This is a genomic window from Methanosarcina mazei S-6 (genome assembly GCF_000970205.1).
In the GTDB taxonomy this organism is placed as follows: domain Archaea; phylum Halobacteriota; class Methanosarcinia; order Methanosarcinales; family Methanosarcinaceae; genus Methanosarcina; species Methanosarcina mazei.
The window spans coordinates 2,456,853-2,477,304 of record NZ_CP009512.1; the positions used below are offsets into that span (position 1 = coordinate 2,456,853).

At 39.2% G+C, this 20,452-nt stretch carries 15 protein-coding genes; 13 read left to right on the plus strand and 2 right to left on the minus strand.

Going from position 1 to position 20,452, the window contains the following annotated elements; all coding sequences use genetic code 11:
• Positions 1–755 precede the first annotated feature (755 nt).
• Entirely contained in the window at positions 756–2,006 is a 1,251-nt protein-coding gene (locus tag MSMAS_RS10510) for a hypothetical protein (RefSeq protein ID WP_048040639.1), read from the minus strand.
• 527 nt (positions 2,007–2,533) lie between these two features.
• Here MSMAS_RS10510 and MSMAS_RS10515 point away from each other — a divergent pair.
• The 3 genes from MSMAS_RS10515 to MSMAS_RS10525 all read left to right on the plus strand — a co-directional run bounded on the left by MSMAS_RS10515 (position 2,534) and on the right by MSMAS_RS10525 (position 6,720).
• Entirely contained in the window at positions 2,534–3,775 is a 1,242-nt protein-coding gene (locus MSMAS_RS10515) for a hypothetical protein (protein ID WP_048046547.1), read from the plus strand.
• A gap of 499 nt (positions 3,776–4,274) precedes the next feature.
• The gene (locus tag MSMAS_RS10520) at positions 4,275–5,396 is read left to right on the plus strand and encodes a hypothetical protein (RefSeq protein ID WP_011034654.1); all 1,122 of its coding nucleotides are present in this window, start codon (positions 4,275–4,277) and stop codon (positions 5,394–5,396) included.
• Positions 5,397–5,649: 253 nt separating this feature from the next.
• On the plus strand, positions 5,650–6,720 hold the full coding sequence (locus tag MSMAS_RS10525) for a hypothetical protein (RefSeq protein ID WP_048036886.1): 1,071 nt from the start codon (positions 5,650–5,652) through the stop codon (positions 6,718–6,720).
• A 119-nt stretch (positions 6,721–6,839) separates the two neighbouring features.
• Here the strand turns inward: MSMAS_RS10525 and MSMAS_RS10530 are convergent, their stop codons facing one another.
• Positions 6,840–7,214, minus strand: a complete 375-nt coding sequence (locus MSMAS_RS10530; protein WP_137726658.1) for an NUDIX domain-containing protein — start codon at positions 7,212–7,214, stop codon at positions 6,840–6,842.
• Positions 7,215–7,837: 623 nt separating this feature from the next.
• On the opposite strand from MSMAS_RS10530, the gene MSMAS_RS17900 reads away from it, so the two are divergent.
• From MSMAS_RS17900 to MSMAS_RS10580, 10 genes are all read left to right on the plus strand, one after another.
• A complete protein-coding gene (locus MSMAS_RS17900; protein WP_011034651.1) occupies positions 7,838–10,144 on the plus strand; it encodes a PEGA domain-containing protein in 2,307 nt (768 codons plus the stop codon).
• 25 nt (positions 10,145–10,169) lie between these two features.
• A complete protein-coding gene (locus MSMAS_RS10540) occupies positions 10,170–11,264 on the plus strand; it encodes a hypothetical protein (RefSeq protein ID WP_011034650.1) in 1,095 nt (364 codons plus the stop codon).
• A 376-nt stretch (positions 11,265–11,640) separates the two neighbouring features.
• Complete coding sequence (locus tag MSMAS_RS10545; protein ID WP_011034649.1) at positions 11,641–13,167, plus strand: type I restriction-modification system subunit M; 1,527 nt, start codon at positions 11,641–11,643, stop codon at positions 13,165–13,167.
• A complete protein-coding gene (locus MSMAS_RS10550; RefSeq protein ID WP_011034648.1) occupies positions 13,167–14,387 on the plus strand; it encodes a restriction endonuclease subunit S in 1,221 nt (406 codons plus the stop codon). Before MSMAS_RS10545 ends, MSMAS_RS10550 begins: the two co-directional genes overlap by 1 nt.
• Positions 14,388–14,409: 22 nt before the next feature.
• Positions 14,410–14,925, plus strand: coding sequence for a hypothetical protein (locus MSMAS_RS10555; protein WP_011034647.1), 516 nt, complete (start codon positions 14,410–14,412; stop codon positions 14,923–14,925).
• 76 nt (positions 14,926–15,001) lie between these two features.
• Positions 15,002–15,595, plus strand: coding sequence for a hypothetical protein (locus MSMAS_RS10560; protein WP_011034646.1), 594 nt, complete (start codon positions 15,002–15,004; stop codon positions 15,593–15,595).
• Positions 15,585–15,749, plus strand: coding sequence for a hypothetical protein (locus MSMAS_RS18875; RefSeq protein WP_155395244.1), 165 nt, complete (start codon positions 15,585–15,587; stop codon positions 15,747–15,749). Before MSMAS_RS10560 ends, MSMAS_RS18875 begins: the two co-directional genes overlap by 11 nt.
• A 48-nt stretch (positions 15,750–15,797) precedes the next feature.
• Positions 15,798–16,349 (plus strand): hypothetical protein, encoded by a 552-nt coding sequence (locus MSMAS_RS10565; protein ID WP_011034645.1) that lies wholly within the window; start codon positions 15,798–15,800, stop codon positions 16,347–16,349.
• Positions 16,350–16,681: 332 nt separating this feature from the next.
• Complete coding sequence (locus tag MSMAS_RS10575; RefSeq protein ID WP_011034643.1) at positions 16,682–16,984, plus strand: hypothetical protein; 303 nt, start codon at positions 16,682–16,684, stop codon at positions 16,982–16,984.
• Positions 16,985–17,209: 225 nt separating this feature from the next.
• Entirely contained in the window at positions 17,210–20,416 is a 3,207-nt protein-coding gene (locus MSMAS_RS10580; RefSeq protein ID WP_011034642.1) for a type I restriction endonuclease subunit R, read from the plus strand.
• Positions 20,417–20,452 lie beyond the last annotated feature (36 nt).

A 20,452-nucleotide genomic window follows, 5' to 3' on the forward strand; every position in this document is an offset into this window, starting at 1 on the left:
AATAAATATATTAACAAATAAATTAATGAATGAATTAATAAATGTTTTAATTTCCGTACTCTTTTACTTTCTGTTATATTACAAATTTCTGCACTTGCTTCATGTGCATTTTAAAATAATTAGCATAAATCAGGTTCGCCTCAATTATGCTCTGAATTTGATCCTGTTTATTTCAGGTTACTGCAATAAATTATAGTCCCATATAATAAGATTGAATTTATAAAATATATTTGTTATTAATAAATAATAGCAGTAACCTATCCAGCTCTAAATTTATCCAGCTCTAAATTTATCCAGCTCTAAATTTATCCAGCTCTAAATTTATCCAGCTCTAAATTTATCCAGCTCTAAATTTATCCAGCTCTAAATTTATCCAGCTCTAAATTTATCCAGCTCTAAATTTATCCAGCTCTAAATTTATCCAGCTCTGAAATCCTTAAAAGTTCAGGGATATGCCTGATATATCCATGAACTTTTTCAAAATGTTACAATGACTTGAAAAACCTATTTTTTTATATATTATGCATTCTTTGAATAAAAATTCATAACTTTTTACCTGAATAGCAAAAAATTTAAAAAACTGAAATACAATCGACACTTAATTCAGGGCCTGAATGATCAGAAATTTGTTAAATCCCGGGGATTAAGTTTGGAAATTAATAGATCTATAAAGTCTGACCATTTTAACTGAAAAAAGGAAAATTAAACTGGCGCCGGGTAACGCCAGATTCCTTAATTAAAAATCTCTGTTAAATTCACATAGGCGGAGCAGGTCTCCCAGCCATAACATCCTCTGTGCGTTTTGCTAGCTGACTCTTAAACTCCTTGATATTTTTAGCCTGATCCCGCTGAACCAGTTCATCTCTTGCTTTTCTGGTTGTTTCTTCACTTGGCACGCCATCTCTATTTACCTTCCACTGGAACTTAAAGCTGGACCATGTATCAGCCAGTTCACTGAGCCGTTTATATTCCATTCCAGAAGGCATGAGGTCAAGCTGCTCATCAATTACTTTATTTACATAATCTTTATTCGGCTCGAAAACGACAAGAGGTTCGATAACATCAGCCCTTACAACATCCCTGATATCCCTTCCTTCATATTTTTCAAGAAGGCGGGCGCAGCCTTCGAAATGTGAGATTTCCATCTTTGCGAAGTTTTCCCAGATACTCTTTATCCTGGGATCGGTTTCAGTCTGCGCGCAGGAGAAGTAAATATATGCTTCACAGAGCTGCATGAGCGCAGATTTTTCGAGCATTGTTTCTCGCGGGTCGCCGAGCAGTCCGTACTGGGTCACATGTTCTTCTTCAACATCGGCAATCTCGGAATAAATCTGCCTTGCAAGTTCATCAGAATACATGAAACCGTGGGATTTGTAGTAAAGCTCGGTCTGCTGTTCGCCTGCGACAATGGTAAGATAATTCATTTTGGTTTTAATGTCGGCTGTGTCCTTATCGTAATGCTTGCGCATGGTGTCGTCAGGATGGCGGTGATGGCCAACTGTCGGTCTTCCCGGTTTTACCTCGGTATTTCCCTGAACAATAAGCTCAGGGTCACCCTGTTCCATGTAATCGTAAAGGCAGCTGTAGCGGTAGAGGTGGTCGAAGTCCTCAAGCAGGGCGAAGTCCAGAGTCTGTTTTACATATGGATCTGGCTCGTTTCTGGCAAGGTTTGCAGTAAGGTCGACAGCCACCTGTTCATAGCCAAGTGTGGTTTCTATGATAGTCTGGTTTGCCGGATTCAGCCAGTTGATCGTTTGCTGCTGCATGGAATCCGCGCGCCTCATCGCTGCCATCTGGCGTTTGATCTCCGGATCGACAGTCATTCGTTCTATTGCATGGGACATGAGGACTGAAGCGTTCTCAATCCCGTTCATTAGAATTACACGCGTCCGTGTATAAGCGTCTACAGATTTTCGATCATATGGAGCTTTGACAATCTCTTTCCAGTTCATAAACTGCTCTTCTATCGGGATGCTGTCCATTTCAAATGGTCTAAACTGTGCCATTACAATATCCTCCAGAATTCTTCACCAGCACGGCTCTTTGCAGGCAGCTGCAACTGAGATAATTTAAATTGATCAAGATTTCAGTTGCCGAATAAAAACCTGTGAAAGAGCAAAACCATGACCTTTTGCCGTCATTTCTAAGCAGAGTACCCCACATATCTGCGATATTCTCGCCTTAAGCTTCACTGACCCTCGCTACAGGCAAGGCGATTGGCACATAACTGGTCTTTTATTTTAATTATTTTGATTCTACTAGTGTAGCTAAATTGGCTAATAATATATGTATAATTTTGATCTATATAAAATCCATCATATATTAATTCTCATATGAGTAAACAGCTGCTGATTTTCACCGTTATGATAAAAAATGAGTACATTAGTTTCGACATGAGTATAATAGTCGAATTTCTATAAATTAATTGATGATTTTATAATAACCATTCTATCTTTCCGGATTAAAATGATCAGGGAGAATTAGTTAAAGATTGAAATGTAGATTTAAGGAGAAGCAGGAGAAGTAATTTACAATGGTAGATACTTCAGACATGCTGGTTTTCTGGGCTGTAGTTATAGCTCGCTTCTTGATACCCCTTACCATTCCGCGCTACCCACTCCCTGGAGTACTGGCGTGCCTGATCCTCGACGGCATAGACCAGACGATCTTTCAGCTTTTTACGAACCTACCCCTTGAAGGATACCAGAGCTATGATAAATCCCTAGATATATATTACCTGACCATTACGTACCTTTCGACCCTGAGAAACTGGTCGAACCTCTACGCCTTCAAACTGGACCGATTTCTTTTCTATTACCGGCTGGTTGGAGTGGCAATTTTCGAATTCACACAACTGCGTTCTATGCTGCTCGTTTTTCCCAATACATTCGAATACTTTTTCATCTTCTATGAAGCCATCCGCCTGAAATGGGACCCTGAAGTGCTGACAAAAAGCAAACTTATAACGGCTGCAGCCCTGATATGGGTTTTTATTAAGATTCCTCAGGAATACTGGATACATGTTGCCCAGCTTGACACTACAGACTGGATAAGAGCCAACCCATCAAATGCATTCATCCTTATTGCCTATGCAATATTTCTGCTCGGGATGGCGTGGTGGCTTGTCAGAGACCTGCCTCCTATGAGGCCAGGGCTCGAAATTTCAGCTGATCCTTTCCAGCCAGCCTCTGAAAAACTTCCGGGAAAGAAAACAAAAATTAATTTCCCGGTGATTGATTCCTCAGAACGTTTCTTTAACAACGCCCTGGTTGAGAAGATATTGCTGGTTTCTCTCCTCGGCATAATCTTTGCGCAGGTGCTTCCGGATGTAAGGTCGAGCAATTTCCAGCTGGCGATAGGTACGGCAATCATCATAATAATAAATACTGCATTGAGCCACTGGCTTGCCAGACGCGGCACTCACTGGAAATCCATTATTCGGGAATTCATAGTAATGTCCCTGGTCAACCTCGGCATAGTACTTGCATTTGATTTTCTGCTTCCCAGATACAACGGCTCAATAAACCTTTTTAACACTCTATTTTTCATCCTCCTCCTGACACTCAACATAACCCTGTACGACAGGTACCGGGTGTTGCATGCCAGAAATACTAATAACAATAATAACAATAATAGCAACAATAATAACAATAATAATAATAATAATAATAATAATAATAATAATAATAATAATAATAGTAATAATAGTAATAGTAATAATAATAATAATAATAATAATAATAATAATAATAATAATAATAATAAAGGCAGTTGATTGCAGGAAAAAATAACTCAGGTACCTGCCTGAAAAGATGCAATGCCTGAGTCGATACAATAAGTCAGTAGAGTTTTACCCGGAGCTGAAAATTAATTTTTACATTGTTAACTAATTTTTACATTGTTAACTAATTTTTACATTGTTAACTAATTTTTACATTGTTAACTAATTTTTACATTGTTAATAAAGCAAACTGACAGGAGAAAATTTATTCAAAATTCTCTCGGGTAGTCGGGTACAACTTTTCAAAATCCTCTCGAGTTTCCGGTCACAACCCCGGTACTGTAATCCGATGTCTCAATTTATATGCAGAGAATATCCGGGTTTTATGGGGAATATAAATATAGAAATAGTATAGAGTTTACTAAGAAGTAGTATAAAATTAATCAGGAAATAGTATAAAGTTAGGTACGGATACTTAGAGCAATTTGGATGATGCTGGAAATGAAAACAGGATCTGTCGTGCAGGATGCCTAAAAAAGGGAGCAAATGAAAAATGCAGAACACGTCAGATATACTGATATTCTGGGCTGTAGTCATGGCCCGTTTTTTTGTACCTCTTTCTATTCCAAAATACCCTCTTCCCGGCATAATAGCTTCTCTGCTCCTTGACGCTGTTGACCAGACAATTTTCCAACTGTTTACGGACCTGCCTCTTGAGGGCTATCAGGGCTATGACAAGGCTCTTGATATCTATTACCTGGCTATCACATACCTTTCAACCATGCGGAACTGGTCAAACCTCTTTGCCTTCAAGCTAAACCGTTTTCTCTTCTACTACAGGCTTGTTGGAGTAGCTCTCTTCGAGCTGACGAACCTGCGCCTGCTGCTGTTTGTCTTTCCCAATGTTTTTGAGTATTTCTTTATTTTTTACGAGGCAGTCCGCATGAAATGGAACCCGAGAGTACTTACAAAAGACAAATTAATTATCACTGCAGCCGTGATATGGATTTTCGTCAAAATACCGCATGAATACTGGATACATATAGCAGAAATGGATACAACCGACTGGATCATAGAAAATCCTGCAAACGCAGTTATTCTGATCGCCTGGGCTGCAGTCATGCTTGGCATGGCATGGTGGCTCTTACGGGACCTGCCTCCAATGAGACCCGGCTTCTCAGTTGCTGCTCACCATGCAACTTTCAACTTTGACGGCCCTCAGGCTGCCCGTGTGAGGGATAATTACACGAGTAAGAGATTTTTTGATGACTTCATACACCACGAATTGATCGAGAAGATTGTGCTGGTCTCTCTTCTGAGCATAATTTTCGCGCAGATTCTTCCTGATGTCCGGGCAAATGACTTCCAGCTTGCAATAGGTGTATCTATTCTTAACATAATAAATACGGAACTGAGCCAGTGGCTTGCCAGACGCGGGACACAGTGGAGGTCAATTGTGAGGGAGTTCATCGTAATGTCTATTGTAAACCTCATCCTTGTCCTGCTCTTTGATTTCTTTCTGGCAAGATACGAAGGTTCGATCGACCTTCTTAACACTCTATTCTTCATTCTTCTCCTTACCCTGAATGTAACTCTCTATGACAGATACCGGCGGGTGCATATCTGGAGTCATATCGCAATAACTAATCTTGCGTGGCCAAAACGAAAAAACTGAGAGTGAAAAGATTGAGAGTAAAAAATGAGAGTAAAACTGAGAGTGAAAAAATTGAAAAATCAAATGCAAAAAAAAGGTAAGACAGTAAAGTTTTATGAGAAATGGAGGCCGATCACTTTTTAAGTCTTCTAGTAGATCTATCCATAAATTTTGATCTGGACCATGAAGCAAAATTGGGGATTTAGTTGTTAAGAAGGGGGCAAATTTCATAGCGCCGGATACATCAGATCTGTTGATCTTCTGGGCTTTAGTTATGGCCCGTTTCCTTATACCGCTCTCTATTCCAAAATACCCCCTGCCAGGGATAATAGCTTCTCTGGTCCTTGATGCTATTGACAAGACAATTTTCCAGCTGTTTACGGACCTGCCTCTGGATGACTACCAGGGCTATGACAAAGCTCTTGACATTTATTACCTGACAATCACATATCTTTCAACCCTTAGAGACTGGTCGAACCTTTTTGCCTTCAGGCTGAGCCGTTTCCTCTTCTACTACAGGCTGGTAGGCGCAGCCCTTTTCGGGATAACACATCTGCGAGCACTGCTGTTTATCTTTCCCAATGTCTTTGAATATTTCTTCATTTTTTATGAGGCAGTCCGCCTGAAATGGGACCCTCAGGTGCTTACAAAAAACAAGTTGATTATCACTGCAGCCCTGATATGGATTTTCGTCAAAGTACCGCAGGAATACTGGATACATATCGCTGAAATGAGCACAACCGATTGGATCATGGAAAATCCCGCAAACACACTCTTTTTGATTGCCTGGGCTTCGGTCCTGCTTTTTATGACCTGGTGGCTCTTGAAGGACCTCCCCCCTGCCCGGCCGGGTTTTTCATTTGCTGCAGATCCTATCCCGTCTTTTCTGTCTGACGGTGCAGAGGGTGCCAGAACTCGCGAGGAGCGTAAGCGGATGAAAATGGTCCATAAGTTGTTATCCGAAAAGCTTGTAACCCGCGAACTGGCCGAAAAGATTGTGCTTATCTCCCTTCTGAGCATAATCTTTGCCGAAGTGCTCCCAGGTGTTAGGGCAGGCAGTCTCCAGGTGGCAGCCGGCTTATCCATCCTCATAGTGATTAATACAGCATTGAGCCAGTGGCTTGTCAGGCGCGGGAGGCAGTGGAGGTCTATTATTCAGGAATTTGTCGTAATGTCAGTTGTAAATTTCGGCCTGATCCTGCTCTTCGATTTCCTGCTACCCTCACTCAATGGTTCGATCGACCTGTTAGACACCCTATTTTTTGTCCTCCTCCTTACCCTTAACGTCACCCTTTATGACAGGTACAGGCGCACGCATATCTGGAGTTACAATAATAAAAAGTGATTTTTGAAAAAGCAGGACAGAAAAATTGAAGCCGTTAAGAAAGAAATTCAGCCCTTTTTCAGATAAGTAAAAATCATAAAGATACAGAAAAGGCTGCTCACGAACTAAAACATAACTTTTTACTTACTCTCCTTCTCCTTCAGCTCATAATACTTATCCAGTATTTTGAGCGTATTCTCAGAAACCTGTACTTCCATATCCTTGCCTGGCCTGAAATACGCAAAATGGTGAATCTCGCTTCCCGGCTCTGGTTCGCCCTTCGCCTTAATCCTGAAGATCTTGGACGCATGAAACTTGAAAAGGTACCTGACGTCGTAAGCCCGAAGCCCGGTCTCTTCCCTGAGCTCCCGAATTGCAGCTTCGATGCTCGCTTCCCCTTTTTCCGGTTTTCCTCCGGGAAGCCGATAATAAGACCCCGAACTGCTCACGAGCAGGACTCCTTCTTCGGTTTCAACAATTACCGAGCCTCTGCGGTTGTCGTATGCGCTTGGAATATTTTTACCCCCTTGAAAAGGTTGTGTTTACTACAGGTTTCTATTGTTAACAGGAGTTTGTTTCCTGAATTACTTAAAACTTCCACAATCCGGCTGACTACTTTCTTTGTTCACGACTAATGAAATTTTTTATTTTTCTTTTAATTTTTCCATGAGAATATTGAACGAATTATACCATAAGTGCCAGGCTCCCTGATTGAATTTTATTGCTGAAACTCCTGACCCCAAACAGGCTTCAACAATATTATTTCTTATCAATTCTTCATTTTTTTCATTTCATCATTTAAAATTCCAGCTTTATATGCAACTCTCTTGATCCACAAGTCGATGCTTTTTGTAATATATTCTTCTAAATGAGAACACTACTCTCAACTTCCAAAAAAATGAAGAGTCAGAAATATCTGAAATAGAAACTAAGTTAAACTAAGAAATAAAAAGTCTTGAAAATTAAAATTAGAAATTTTTAATCTTTTAAATTAATTAATAATTACTAACTAATTCTATTTTTATTAAATAAGCAATAAAATTATATATAATCCCATAAATAAAATCTATTAATCCTTATATATGGTCTTGCATAGGATCCTATTAATTTTTTCTGAGTAAGAGGGGAGAAGTAGCAAATGCTGATAAACAGAACAATCATTCTTTTAGCGGCTGCAATCTTTCTCATTTTTGATGTTTACGATCTTGCATCTGCAGGGGGGACTACTACAGAAAATAATTCGAATGTTGATTTTCAGCAAACTCAACCCAAAGATAGTCAATCTCCGATTGCTGAAATCCTGAGCATCAATAATAACTCAAGTCAGATTGCGAGTCGATGCTCTCCTGCAATCTACGGTGATAGAGTAGTGTGGGAAATTATTCGCAATGAGGGGTCTAATAACGATATCTACATGTACAATGTCTCTACTTCTAAGGAAACTCAGATCACCACAAGTGGAAAAGCTAATTATCCTGCTATTTACGAGGATAAAGTAGTCTGGACTGATTATCGTAATGAAAACAACCATATATACATGTATAATCTCTCTGCTGAAAGAGAGACTCAGATTACAACCAACGAATCAATCAAGTCGGGTCCTGAAATCTATGGTGATAGGATAATATGGATTGATGATCGCAACGGAAAACAGGATATTTACGTGTATAATATCTCCACTACCAAGGAAACTCAGATTACTACCAATGGATCCGCAAGCGAGTATGGTTCTCCTGCAATTTATGGTGATAGGATAGTGTGGCAGGACGAGAGGGATGGAAATTCTGATATCTACATGTACAACCTCTCTACTGAAAAAGAAACGCGGATTACAATCAATGAATCAAGTCAAGAGGACCCGGCTATCTACGGCAACAGAATAGTATGGACAGATTATCGCAATAGTAAAGAAAGTAGCACCTTCTACATGAATAGTAACTCCGATATCTACATGTATGATCTGTCAACTTCTACAGAAACTCAAATTACCAGCAACAAATCTAATCAGTTTAGACCTGAAATTTACGGTGATAGGATAGTATGGGTGGATGAGCGCAATAGTGATAAAAGTGGCGAATTCTACATGAATAGTAACTCCGACATCTACATGTACGATCTTTCCACTTCCACAGAAATCCAGATAACCACTAATGAATTAGATCAGGATTTTCCTTTTCTCTACTCGGATAGAATAGTATGGATGGATTCTCGAAATTTATCTGACATCTACATGTACAATATCACAAATTCCAAAGAAATCCCGATCACTACCAATCAATCATCTCAGATTAGTGAAATAAATGTAGATATAAGTATGTCCTGGAATCCTGACTCAGCAGTTCCTTTAGATAATGCGACTTTTGCCATATCAGGGCCAGATGAGACGTATATAGGAAATGGGTCAGACTGGACTAAATTTAATGCATCTGCAGGCACATATATGATAAATTATGAGCCAGTAAATGGATATGAAACACCTGTTTTTGAAACTAAAAATCTGACCGCAGGAAATAAAATCACTTTCTCTGGGAATTATTCACTAAAAAAGAGATCTGCAGATAGTATTGATTTTGGAGATGGATATATACTATTAATAAAGCAAATAGATCCCGCAAACAACGAAACTTTGATGGAAATAAAGTTAGACGAACGTACAGTTAATGAAATGAGAGTGAAAAAACACGATATAGTTATGTTTTATAAAATAAGCTATTCAGTAAATGAGAGTGGCAAACCTAGTTGGCTTGATATAATTATCGAAGATATATCCCAGGATTCTGATGGCAACTACATAAATATTTGTATTACACCTCCACATTTAAAATTTGCAATAGGAGGACCAAATCCATTTAAAAAACTAAGAATTACTTCTATTCCCGAAGGAGCGAATATATTACTTGATGGAGAATACATAGGTAAAACTCCAAAGGAAACTAAAATAACCGATTTGAGAACATATTTAATCTGTTTAGAACTGGAAGGATATGAGAGATGGGAACAAAAAAGTGAAGTTCAGGCATCCAATAAATCCGAAGTGCAAGTAGAAGCTCTCTTGACTGAAAAACAGCCTATACCCACAACAATTACTTCTCCTGCCTCCGAATCTCGTTACATCAATATCTCTTCAATTCCAGAAGGGGCAGAGATATTGATTGATGGAAGATACATTGGAAGAACCCCGGCACAAATTCCAATCGAAAATATAAATGAACATTCACTCTGCCTAAAAAAAGAAGGATACAATGATTATAAAGACGACTTTTTTCTTTCAGGAGAGAACAAAAAAGAAATGAAATATGAATTACAGCCTATTCCTACATCTCTGACTCCATCTAAACAAGAAAAAATAACACCAACTCTAACAGAAGAGGAAGGCCCAAACTTTCTGACAATTCCAGCTTTGTTGGCTTTAATTTGCGGATACTTAATTTTGAGAAAAAAATAAGATCATAATTGGAGTTTGTGAGAAATTGGAGATCAGAGAAATATACAATAAATTTACAACAAACTATTGGCTTACTTCTCTTTTATTATCTGGAGTAATTTTTTTAACATTTTCATTTTTGATATCTAAAATAGAATCTTATAATTATGATTTTACTTCCTTACTTATTACAGCAGCAGTGAGCATTTTGATAGGATATGAATATGCAACAATAAAATATTTTTTTTCAAACATATATCTGATATTTAGAGAACTTGAGCCTTCATTTCCAGAAAAACAATATCAGATATTTTCACATGATCTGAAGAAAAAACTACACAGATCCTGGCAGTTTTACTTGACGATAACTGTTGTCGTGCTCCCATTTCTAGCATTGGAGTTAACCGATATATTGAAGTATAAATTCTTTAATGGATCTACACCCCCTTACTTTTATTTATTTGAAAAAACATTTTGGTCCTTTTCGCTTGATATAATTAATACTATAATTCAATATTCGTTGCTTCTCTTTTTGGCAGTAATTATCTGGATAATGATAGAGTTAGCTACAATTTTAAATGAACTGGATAAAAAATATTCAATATGTATCAATGTATTTGACAGCCGTGAGATAGGAGGACTTAAGCCTCTGAGAAATTTTGTCCTATCGATCGTGAGCCGTTACTTCATAACTTTAACATTAGTTATAATCTCGTATGAATCACTAATTGAGTCCATGTTTTCCAACGTTATGTTACGTCACAAAGCAATAATTCCATGTGAGATCATCATACTGAGCCTAATGATTCTGATAGGTTTGATTATTTTCTTAAAGGAGCAAAAATTAATAAGCCACTTGATTGATAAAAATGTAAATTATGAGTTAAATGAAATATACAGGAACTATAAAGAAATTTATGATAAAATACTTGAAATTAATTCGAATTTAAATGACGATGAGAACAAAAGAGAACTCGAAAACTTAAATATAAAGATGAACTTTTTTGAAAAAAAAGAAATAAGGATAAAGGAAATATTAAGCAAAGAATTTGATCCCAAAACGATAAGCGTCTTTATCATAACTACTCTGCCATCAATAATTACTTTAATTAAGGAAATAAATGAAATAATGAATCAATGATCTCAAGCAAATTTACCACAAAAAATTAGTAAAGTTTTAGAACTATTTTATATTATCTGAAGAATGATCAAATAAAAATTTCAGACCTTCGTGCCAGTTAGTTAATAGGTTTTTTCAATCACTCTTTAAGATCCTCTTCAACATTTATCCTCGTAGACAACTACTTTTTGAATAAAATCAGTTTTCATATTAATTCCCCAAGCTCTTTAATTTTATTTACTAATCTGATAAAAAATATATAAATAACTCAGAACTGTAGTCCAAACCTCTAAACATTTACCAGCAGATTTACTTATTCAACTTTCACCAATTTTAGCAACCTATATATTCTAATTCAGTGATGAGAACTAAAAACAAGTTCAAAAGATGATGAAAAATGGCAGGCAACAATAACGAAACTGAAAAAAGGTTATGGGACGTGGCTAATGAACTCCGGGCAAATTCCGGCTTGAAAGCCTCGGAATATTCTGTCCCCGTGCTCGGACTTATTTTTCTAAGGTATGCTGAATTCAAATTCGCTCAGGCAGAACAGGAACTAAAGCTGGAACTGGAAAATAACTCATCCAGCCGGAGAAGAAAAAATGAAATCTCAAAAGTGGATTATCAGGCAAAAGGAGTCCTCTACCTTCCTGAAAAAGCCAGATACTCCTATTTACTGGATCTGCCGGAAAGTGAAAACACAGGAAAAGCCGTCAATGAGGCAATGGAAGCAATTGAAGCCGAAAATCCGGAACTGACCGACATCCTGCCAAAAAACTACACATCTTTTGAAAATGACCTGCTCATTGCCCTTTTAAAAGCCTTTAAACTGCCCACGGACATTCAGGGAGACGCTTTCGGCAAGATCTACGAATACTTCCTCGGCAAATTCGCGATGGCCGAAGGCCAGAAAGGCGGGGAATTCTTTACCCCTATATCCCTTGTCAAGCTGATAGTTGAAATCATCGAGCCCTACCACGGAAAAATCCTTGACCCTGCCTGCGGGTCAGGCGGCATGTTCGTCCAGAGCGCCCATTTTGTGGAAAATCACCACCGAAAAGCCAGTTCCGAAATCTCAGTCTACGGCCAGGAAAAGGTAGCCGATACCGTCCGGCTCTGCAAAATGAACCTTGCAGTCCACGGCCTCTCAGGGGACATTAAAGAAGGCAACACCTATTATGAAAACATTCACAATTCGGTAGATGCTTTTGATTTCGTAATGGCAAATCCCCCTTTCAACGTGAAAAAAGTCGATTTTGAAAAGGTCAAAGGAGACAAAAGGCTTCCACTTGGCACCCCTTCGACTGATAACGCAAACTACCTCTGGATCCAGCACTTCTGGTCAGCCTTAAACGAAAAAGGCAGAGCAGGCTTCGTTATGGCAAACTCAGCCTCGGATGCCAGAGGCACAGAAGCCGAAATCAGAAAACAGCTTATCGAAAGCAATGCAGTTGACATAATGGTTTCTATCGGCTCAAACTTTTTCTACACCGTCACCCTCCCCTGCGCTCTCTGGTTCCTGGACAAAAGCAAAGCCAGCACCGACAGAAAAGATAAGATTCTCTTCATTGACGCCAGGGAAATTTTCACGCAGGTCGACAGGGCGCACAGAGAGTTTACAGCCGAGCAGATTGAAAAAATCGCTGGAATCGTCAGGAGCTACCGCGAAGAAGAAGGAAGTGAACCTTATGAGGATGTCAAGGGTTTGTGTAAGGTTGCAACTCTTGATGAGGTCAGAGAGCAGGGATATTCTCTGAATCCGGGAAGATATGTTGGGGTTGCTGAAACCGTTCAAGAAGATTTTGATTTTATCGAGAGGCTGGAAGAGTTGAATGAGGAGCTTGAAGGGCTAAATGTTGAGGCAAAGGAACTAGAAGAACAGATTTCTGAAAATGTGACTAGACTTTTAAGGGGATCGATTTAATGGAATTCACAAAGCGTACTCTTGGCGATATTTGTGATGAGGTTAAAGGAATTGTTCAAACAGGTCCCTTTGGTTCACAGTTACATAAGTCCGACTACAAGGATGAAGGAATTCCAGTTGTGATGCCAAAGAACATTATTGAAGATAAGATCTCAATTGAAGAAATTGCTCGAATTGGAAAAAAAGATGTTGAACGTCTTTCTCAGCATAAACTTCAAAAAGGAGATATTGTTTACGGGCGTAGAGGTGATATTGGTCGTCGAGCTCTTATAAAAGGAGAACAGGCTGGATGGCTATGTGGAACAGGTTGCATTAAAATCAGCCTGAAGAACGCTAGTATACTTGAGCCTTCATTTCTATATTATTATTTAGGACAACCAGAGATTGTATCATGGATATACAATCAGGCAATCGGAGCGACGATGCCAAACTTGAATACAAGCATAATCCGTAGTATCCCGATCACTTATCCTTCTTTAACTACACAAAAAAAAATAGCCTATATTCTCTCCAGCTACGACGACCTAATCGAAAACAACACCCGGCGAATAGAAATCCTTGAACAGATGGCAAAGCTTGTTTATGAGGAATGGTTTGTTAAGTTCAGGTTTCCGGGGCATGAAAATGTAAAAATGGTTCCTTCAGATTTGGGGGAGATTCCGAAGAGATGGAAGGTTAGAGAAGTCTCCGAAATTCTGAAAAGATTTAAAGCTGGTAAAAAGTACACACAAGATAATGTTTTAGAAGAAGGTTTGATTCCGGTAATTGACCAGTCTGAAAAAGAAATATTAGGATTTCATAATGATATTGCGGATCATAGTGCCAGTTTAAAAAATCCAATAATGATATTCGGAGATCACACCTGTAAGATAAAAATACTTATTGAACCTTTTTCAGTAGGACCGAACGTTATACCTTTTAGATCTGAAGATTACCCTGAGATATTTGTATTTTTCCTGATTAAAAACTTGGTTCAGACGAAAGAATACAAAAGGCATTGGAATGAGTTACAAGCTAAAAGAGTTGTTTTGCCTGATGTTCCCCTAGCAATGGACTTTGTAAATGTAGTAAACCCTTTGTTTAAACAAATAACTTTACTTGAACACAAAAATCAAAATCTCCGCAAGACCCGCGACCTCCTTCTTCCAAAACTTATCTCAGGGGAAATAGATGTTTCTGATCTGGATATTCACATAAGAAACGGGGTTCAGGAATCGTAATTCAACCTTCGGGAGCCATAAGATGAAAAAGGATTCAGATTTAAAGTGGTCCGACCTGAAAAAATCACTTCAGAAATCAGACACGGAGGGGCTTATCAACATCATCCAGAAACTCTACAGGTATTCTGAGGACAACCGCAGGTATCTGCTTGCCAGGTGCATTGATAGGGAAGAGGCTGCCGGAGTTATGGAAGAGTACCGGGATATAATTAAAAATGAGTTTTTCCCGAAAAGGGGTTATGGAGAACTTCGATATTCTGTAGCGGAAAAGGCTATTAACGACTATTCGGAAGCTTCAGGGGATTTTGCAGGGACGATGGAATTGATGTTTTTTTATGTGGAAAATGGGGTGGAATTTACCAGTAAATACGGGGACATAGATGAGGAGTTCTATCTCAAAATTTATGGTATGTTAGAAAAGTTCTGCACCCAGTTAAAAACACCTGAAGGCAAACACTTTATGCCCATTTCAGGGAAAGGCTTTTTGAGATCCGCAGGAAAACAAGAGGAATGGGATGGGGGTTTGGAGACGGGATAAAGCTGCGTGTGAAAGAAATTGAGGAGTTTTTTGAGGAAGAGCAGAAGGATTCATAACAAAGTTCAGGTGATTTTTCATGGAAAAAGAAGAATCCGCAAAGTGGACAAAAGTGGAGGAAATCCTGCAGAAGGCCGAGAAAAAGGAACTCATTGGTCTTATTCAGGAACTGTACAAACACTCGGTTGGAGACCGTATGCTCATAAATTCCAGATACCTTGGAGAGGGAGCAAAGCAGGAAATGAATACGATGCTGGAGAAGTACCGGAAAATCATTAAGGAAGAGTTCCTGACGGAAAAGAAGTTAGCAAAAATCCATTACTCCGTAGCGGAAAGGGCTATCAGTGACTATTCTAATGCTTCAGGAGACTTTGTGGGGACGCTTGACCTGATGCTCACATATGTTGAAGAAGGGGTCCAATTTGCCAGGATTTTTGGAGTCATAGGCGATGAGTTCTATGACAGCATTGAAGGGATGCTAGATAGGCTCTGTGAACAATTAAAAACTAAGGAAGGACAGAAATATTATCCTCTTTTCAGGGAACGGCTGCTTAAGGCCGGCACGGGCTTGGAAAACATCGGATGGGGTTTCGAAGATGCAATTTGCATCCTCGTAGCAGATATTGAAGAGTTTTTTGAAGAGCGTTTTGAAGAAGATAAGAATGACACATAACACCAAAAATCTCGAAATAGAGGAAAGACTTGAGCTAATTGACAGCGAACTGCATCCTGTAAGAAAAGAATACCTTGAGAGACTGGATGAGATCAAAAAAGAGGGGACTATTTCGGGAAGCGAATTTGAAAAGAAATTCGGGGTAAAGTTTTGAGATATTCTTATGAGCTTAGCAGGCACCTTGAAGAATGAGGGAATAGATATGGCAAAAGAAGATTCCGTAAAATGGGCAGAAGTGGAGAAAACCCTTCAGGATACTGACAAAAAAGATCTCATCGTCCTCATCCGGGAACTTTACAGGCACTCGGCTGAGAACCGCCAGATAATCATTTCCAGGCACGCTAAGGGGAAAAAGAGCGACTGGGTCCTGGAGAGTTTCCAGCGGGTAATCAGGAATGAGTTTTTCTCTGACAAAGGATATGGAGGGCTTCAGTCGGACGTGGTGAGGAAAGCGGTCCTGGATTATTCAGAAGGCTCGGGAGATCTCGCAGGGACAATGGAACTGATGCTTTTTTTTGTAGAAAACGTCGTTGAGTTCATCAATGAATACGGGGATATTGACGAGGAATTCTATGATGTAGCGTATGAAATGCTTAGGAAGTTCTGTGAACTTATCAAAACCCCGGACGGACAAAGCTTCTACCCCCATTTTAAAACACGGCTGCTCAAACTCCGCAGTGAATCGGACGATTTCGGTTATGGGTTTGGGGACGATATCGCTATTTTTGTGGAAGATGTTGAAGATTTTTTTTGAAGAACAGAAGTAATGAGAACGAATTGTGGTAAAAGCATGGCAGAAGAAGCAACTTAAAAATGGTCTGAATTGAAGAAATTGTTTCAAGAAACAGATCAGAAAGAACTTATCAACCTGCTCCACGATCTGTATAAAAATTCCGTTGAAAACCGCAGGTTCATTACTGCCAGATACGTAAAGGCAGGAGACGAGAACAAAATCCTTGAGGCCTACCGGAAAAAAGTCATAAATGTTTACTATCACCCGCGGGGAGCGGCTAGCATGCCTCGTTATTCAGTAGCAAAAAAACTATCAACGACTATTCTGCGGCTTCCGGAGATATTAAGGGGACAATGGACCTGGCACTTACCCTTGTAGAAAACGTGATGAAGTATATCCGCAAGTTCTCAGGCATTGACGAAGCGTCTCGCGTTGGTGGATCTGACATGATGGAAAAGTTTTGTGAACTGGGCAGGACTGAAGAAGGCCAAAAATTTTACCCATACTTCAGGGAGAGGCTTCATAAACTATACCGTGATTCGGAAGATAGCCCTTACGGGATTGGAGACAATTTACGATATTATATCTCCAATCTGGTTGACGATATCTCTAATCCTGATGACAACTTTTTCGAAGAAGACCTGCAGGACAATTGATCGTCAGCTCTTACCTTTTTTTGATACTTGTTTAAGCTTCATTCTTCATGTTTCATACTCAGATTTCATATTTTTTCCTTTTTTTCAGATTTGAAGCTTCAAATCAATCTCATTTAAATAATAGAGTAATCTAAAAAGTGTTAACAGACCTGAACATATTTTTCGATATTTATACTCTCCAGCGTAAAACCTGTTTGGACCCTGGCTGGAAAAAAAGATGATAAGATGCAAAAAGTAACTCTAGCAGACCGGATAACAACTCAGGAAGAAAGTTTTGAAATATATTCCGATTACAGCGAAGACTCTCTTGTAGAAAAGTCTGCAATTCTTGAATTCAAAAAGCTGGGTTACATTCACCTGAACTGTTTCAATGAAAAAGTAGAGCTTGACGGTAAAGGGACTCTCGGGAGAAAAACGAAATCAGAAGTGCTGCTTTTCCAAAAACTGAGAGAAGCAATCAAAAAGCTCAACCCTGACATTTGCGACGAGGCTGAAGAGCAGGCAATCCAAGAACTGGCAAAGGACAGGAGCAGGCTGAGCTCTGTAAAAGCAAATCAGGAAGTTTATTCGCTAATCAAAAACGGAGTCAAGGTCAAAGTCAGGAATGAAAAAGGGGAAATTGAAGACCAGACTATAAAAATCATCGATTTTGAGAATCCAAAAAATAACGACTTCTTTCTGGCTTCGCAGTTCTGGATAACCGGAGAGATACATCCTATACGAACCGATTTATTAGGATTTGTAAATGGAATTCCCCTGGTCCTCATTGAATTAAAAGCTCCTGGAAAAAGGGTGAAAGAGGCTTTTGATAAGAACATAACAGATTATCGAAAAGCGGCTACCCAGCTTTTCTGGTATAATGCCTTCATAATACTCTCCAATGGCAGGGAATCAAAAATAGGGACTGTTACGAGCGGGTTTGAACACTTTGGAGAATGGAAAAGGATTGAAGATGAGGATGAAACCGGGGACACCATTCTGGATACGATGATAAAAGGGGCCTGCGAAAAAAGCCGCCTTCTCGATATTCTGGAAAATTTCACTCTTTTCTCAAGCACGGAAGGTCACCCTGTAAAGATTATTGCTAGAAACCACCAGTACCTCGGAGTCAACAATTCAATAGAATCCTTCAAGAATCGCAAAGAAAATGATGGAAAGATCGGAGTCTTCTGGCACACTCCGGGCTCTGGGAAAAGCTATTCGATGATCTTTTTTGCACAAAAGATCCTGCGGAAATTTTCGGGCAATTATACCTTTGTGATCGTAACCGACAGGGATGAGCTGGATGAGCAGATCCATAAAAACTTCCAGAACGCAGGTGTGGTAACAGAAATAGGTGTGCGAGCCAGAAGTGGCAGGCATCTCAAACAACTGCTTACAGAAGACCACAGGCTGGTTTTTACTCTGATCCATAAATTCGGGACCAACAAAGGAGTAAAACATCCTCTGCTTTCGGATCGAGACGATATCATAGTAATTGCGGACGAAGCTCACAGGACGCAGTATGACACCCTGGCACAAAACATGAGAGATGCCCTACCAAATGCAAGCTTTATAGGTTTTACAGGTACACCGTTAATGGAAGGTGAAGAAAAAACCAGAGACACATTCGGGGATTACGTAAGCATATATAATTTTATACAATCAATCGAAGACGGGGCAACCGTTCCTCTCTATTATGAAAATCGTGTGCCTGAAGTCCAGTTACACAACGAGAGCCTTAACGATGATATTTATAGAGAAATCGAAAAAGCAGGCCTGAACGATGAAGAAGAAACAAGGCTTGCCACGGAGTTTTCTAAGGAATATCATATCATTGTAAGAGAAAAACGCCTGGAAACAATTGCAAAAGACATTGTAGAACACTATGTCACAAGAGGTTATTCAGGAAAAGCCCTTGTTGTATCAATAGATAAGCTCACAACGGTAAAAATGCACGATAAAGTGCAGAAATACTGGAACCAGTATATCGAAGAGCTAAAAGAGCAAAGAAAAGCTATAACAGAAAGCGAAGAAGCAAAAGATCTTGAAAAATTGATCTCGGAATTTGAAAACGTGGACATGGCTGTTGTCATAAGTGAAGGACAGGATGAAGTAAGGAAATTTGAGAAAAATAGGCTGGATATAAAGCCTCACAGAAAAAGAGTGAATGAGGAAAATTTAGAAGAGATTTTCAAAGACTCAAAGAGCAGGCTCAAAATTGTTTTCGTATGCAGTAAATGGAGAGAAGGATTCGACGTTCCCTCGCTTACCACTATTTACCTTGACAGGCCCATGAAAGATCACAGTCTCATGCAAACTATTGCCAGGGCAAACAGAGTCTTTGAAAATAAAGATGGGGGCTTCATTGTTGACTATGCCGGCATTTTCAGAAATCTTGAACAGGCCCTTAAGATTTATGCCACTCCCAAATCTGGTGGAGTTGAAGTCCCAATTAAGCCGAAAGAAAAACTTCTTGATGCCCTCGAACAGAAAATCAAAGAGATAAATAAATTCCTGTCCAGCCTTCGTGTAGATTCCCAAAAGATCATTAAGACAAAGTCGGGTTTTGAGAAAATAAGGCTCTTAAAAAATGCCACTGACGCCATTCTCAAAAACGAATCAACAAAAAAGAAGTTTTTAACCGAAGCCGGAACCGCTCTCAAAATCTATAAGTCCATACTCCCCCACAGGCGGGCTTCAGAGTTTCTCTCACAGATAACTCTTTACGAGGAGCTGATAAACGAAATTCACTCTTTAGACCCAGAAATTGACATTTCGAGAGTAATGGACAGCATACAGGGAATTCTGGATAAATCGATCAAGTCCAGAGAATACATTATTGAAGAGTCAAAGAAAGGCAGAATGATTTCTCTTAAAGAGATTGACTTCAATGCTCTGGCAGACAGATTTGATAAACAGCATAAGAACACAGAGTTTGAATGGTTAAAAAATCTTGTTTCTTACAAGCTAAAAGAAATGATTAAATTAAACCCCAGCCGCCTTGACTACCAGAAGAAATTCGAAACCCTGATTGAAATGTATAATTCAGGTTCTGCTAATGTAGATCATTCTTATAAAGAATTGATCGACTTTGCGAAAGAGCTGAAAAAAGAAGATGAGAGAGCAATAATGGAAAACTTAACTGAAGAAGAACTCTCCCTCTTTGATAAGCTTAGAAAACCTGACCTGAACGAAAAAGAAAGAAGGCAGGTAAAGAAAGTCGCTAAAGAGCTACTTAGCACATTAAAGACTGAAAAACTTGTTCTTGACTGGAGAAAAAAGCAGCAGGCAGTTGCCGCAGTTAAAAAAGAAATTGAAGACAAACTGGATCAGGAGTTGCCTGATTCATACATTCCTGAAATATATAACGAAAAATGTAATTTAGTATTCCAGCATATTTACGATTCTTACGCTGAGGATAACCATAGCATCTTTGAAGCGACAGCCTGAACTTCCTTTAGATTAGAAAAGGATGCTCCATAAAAA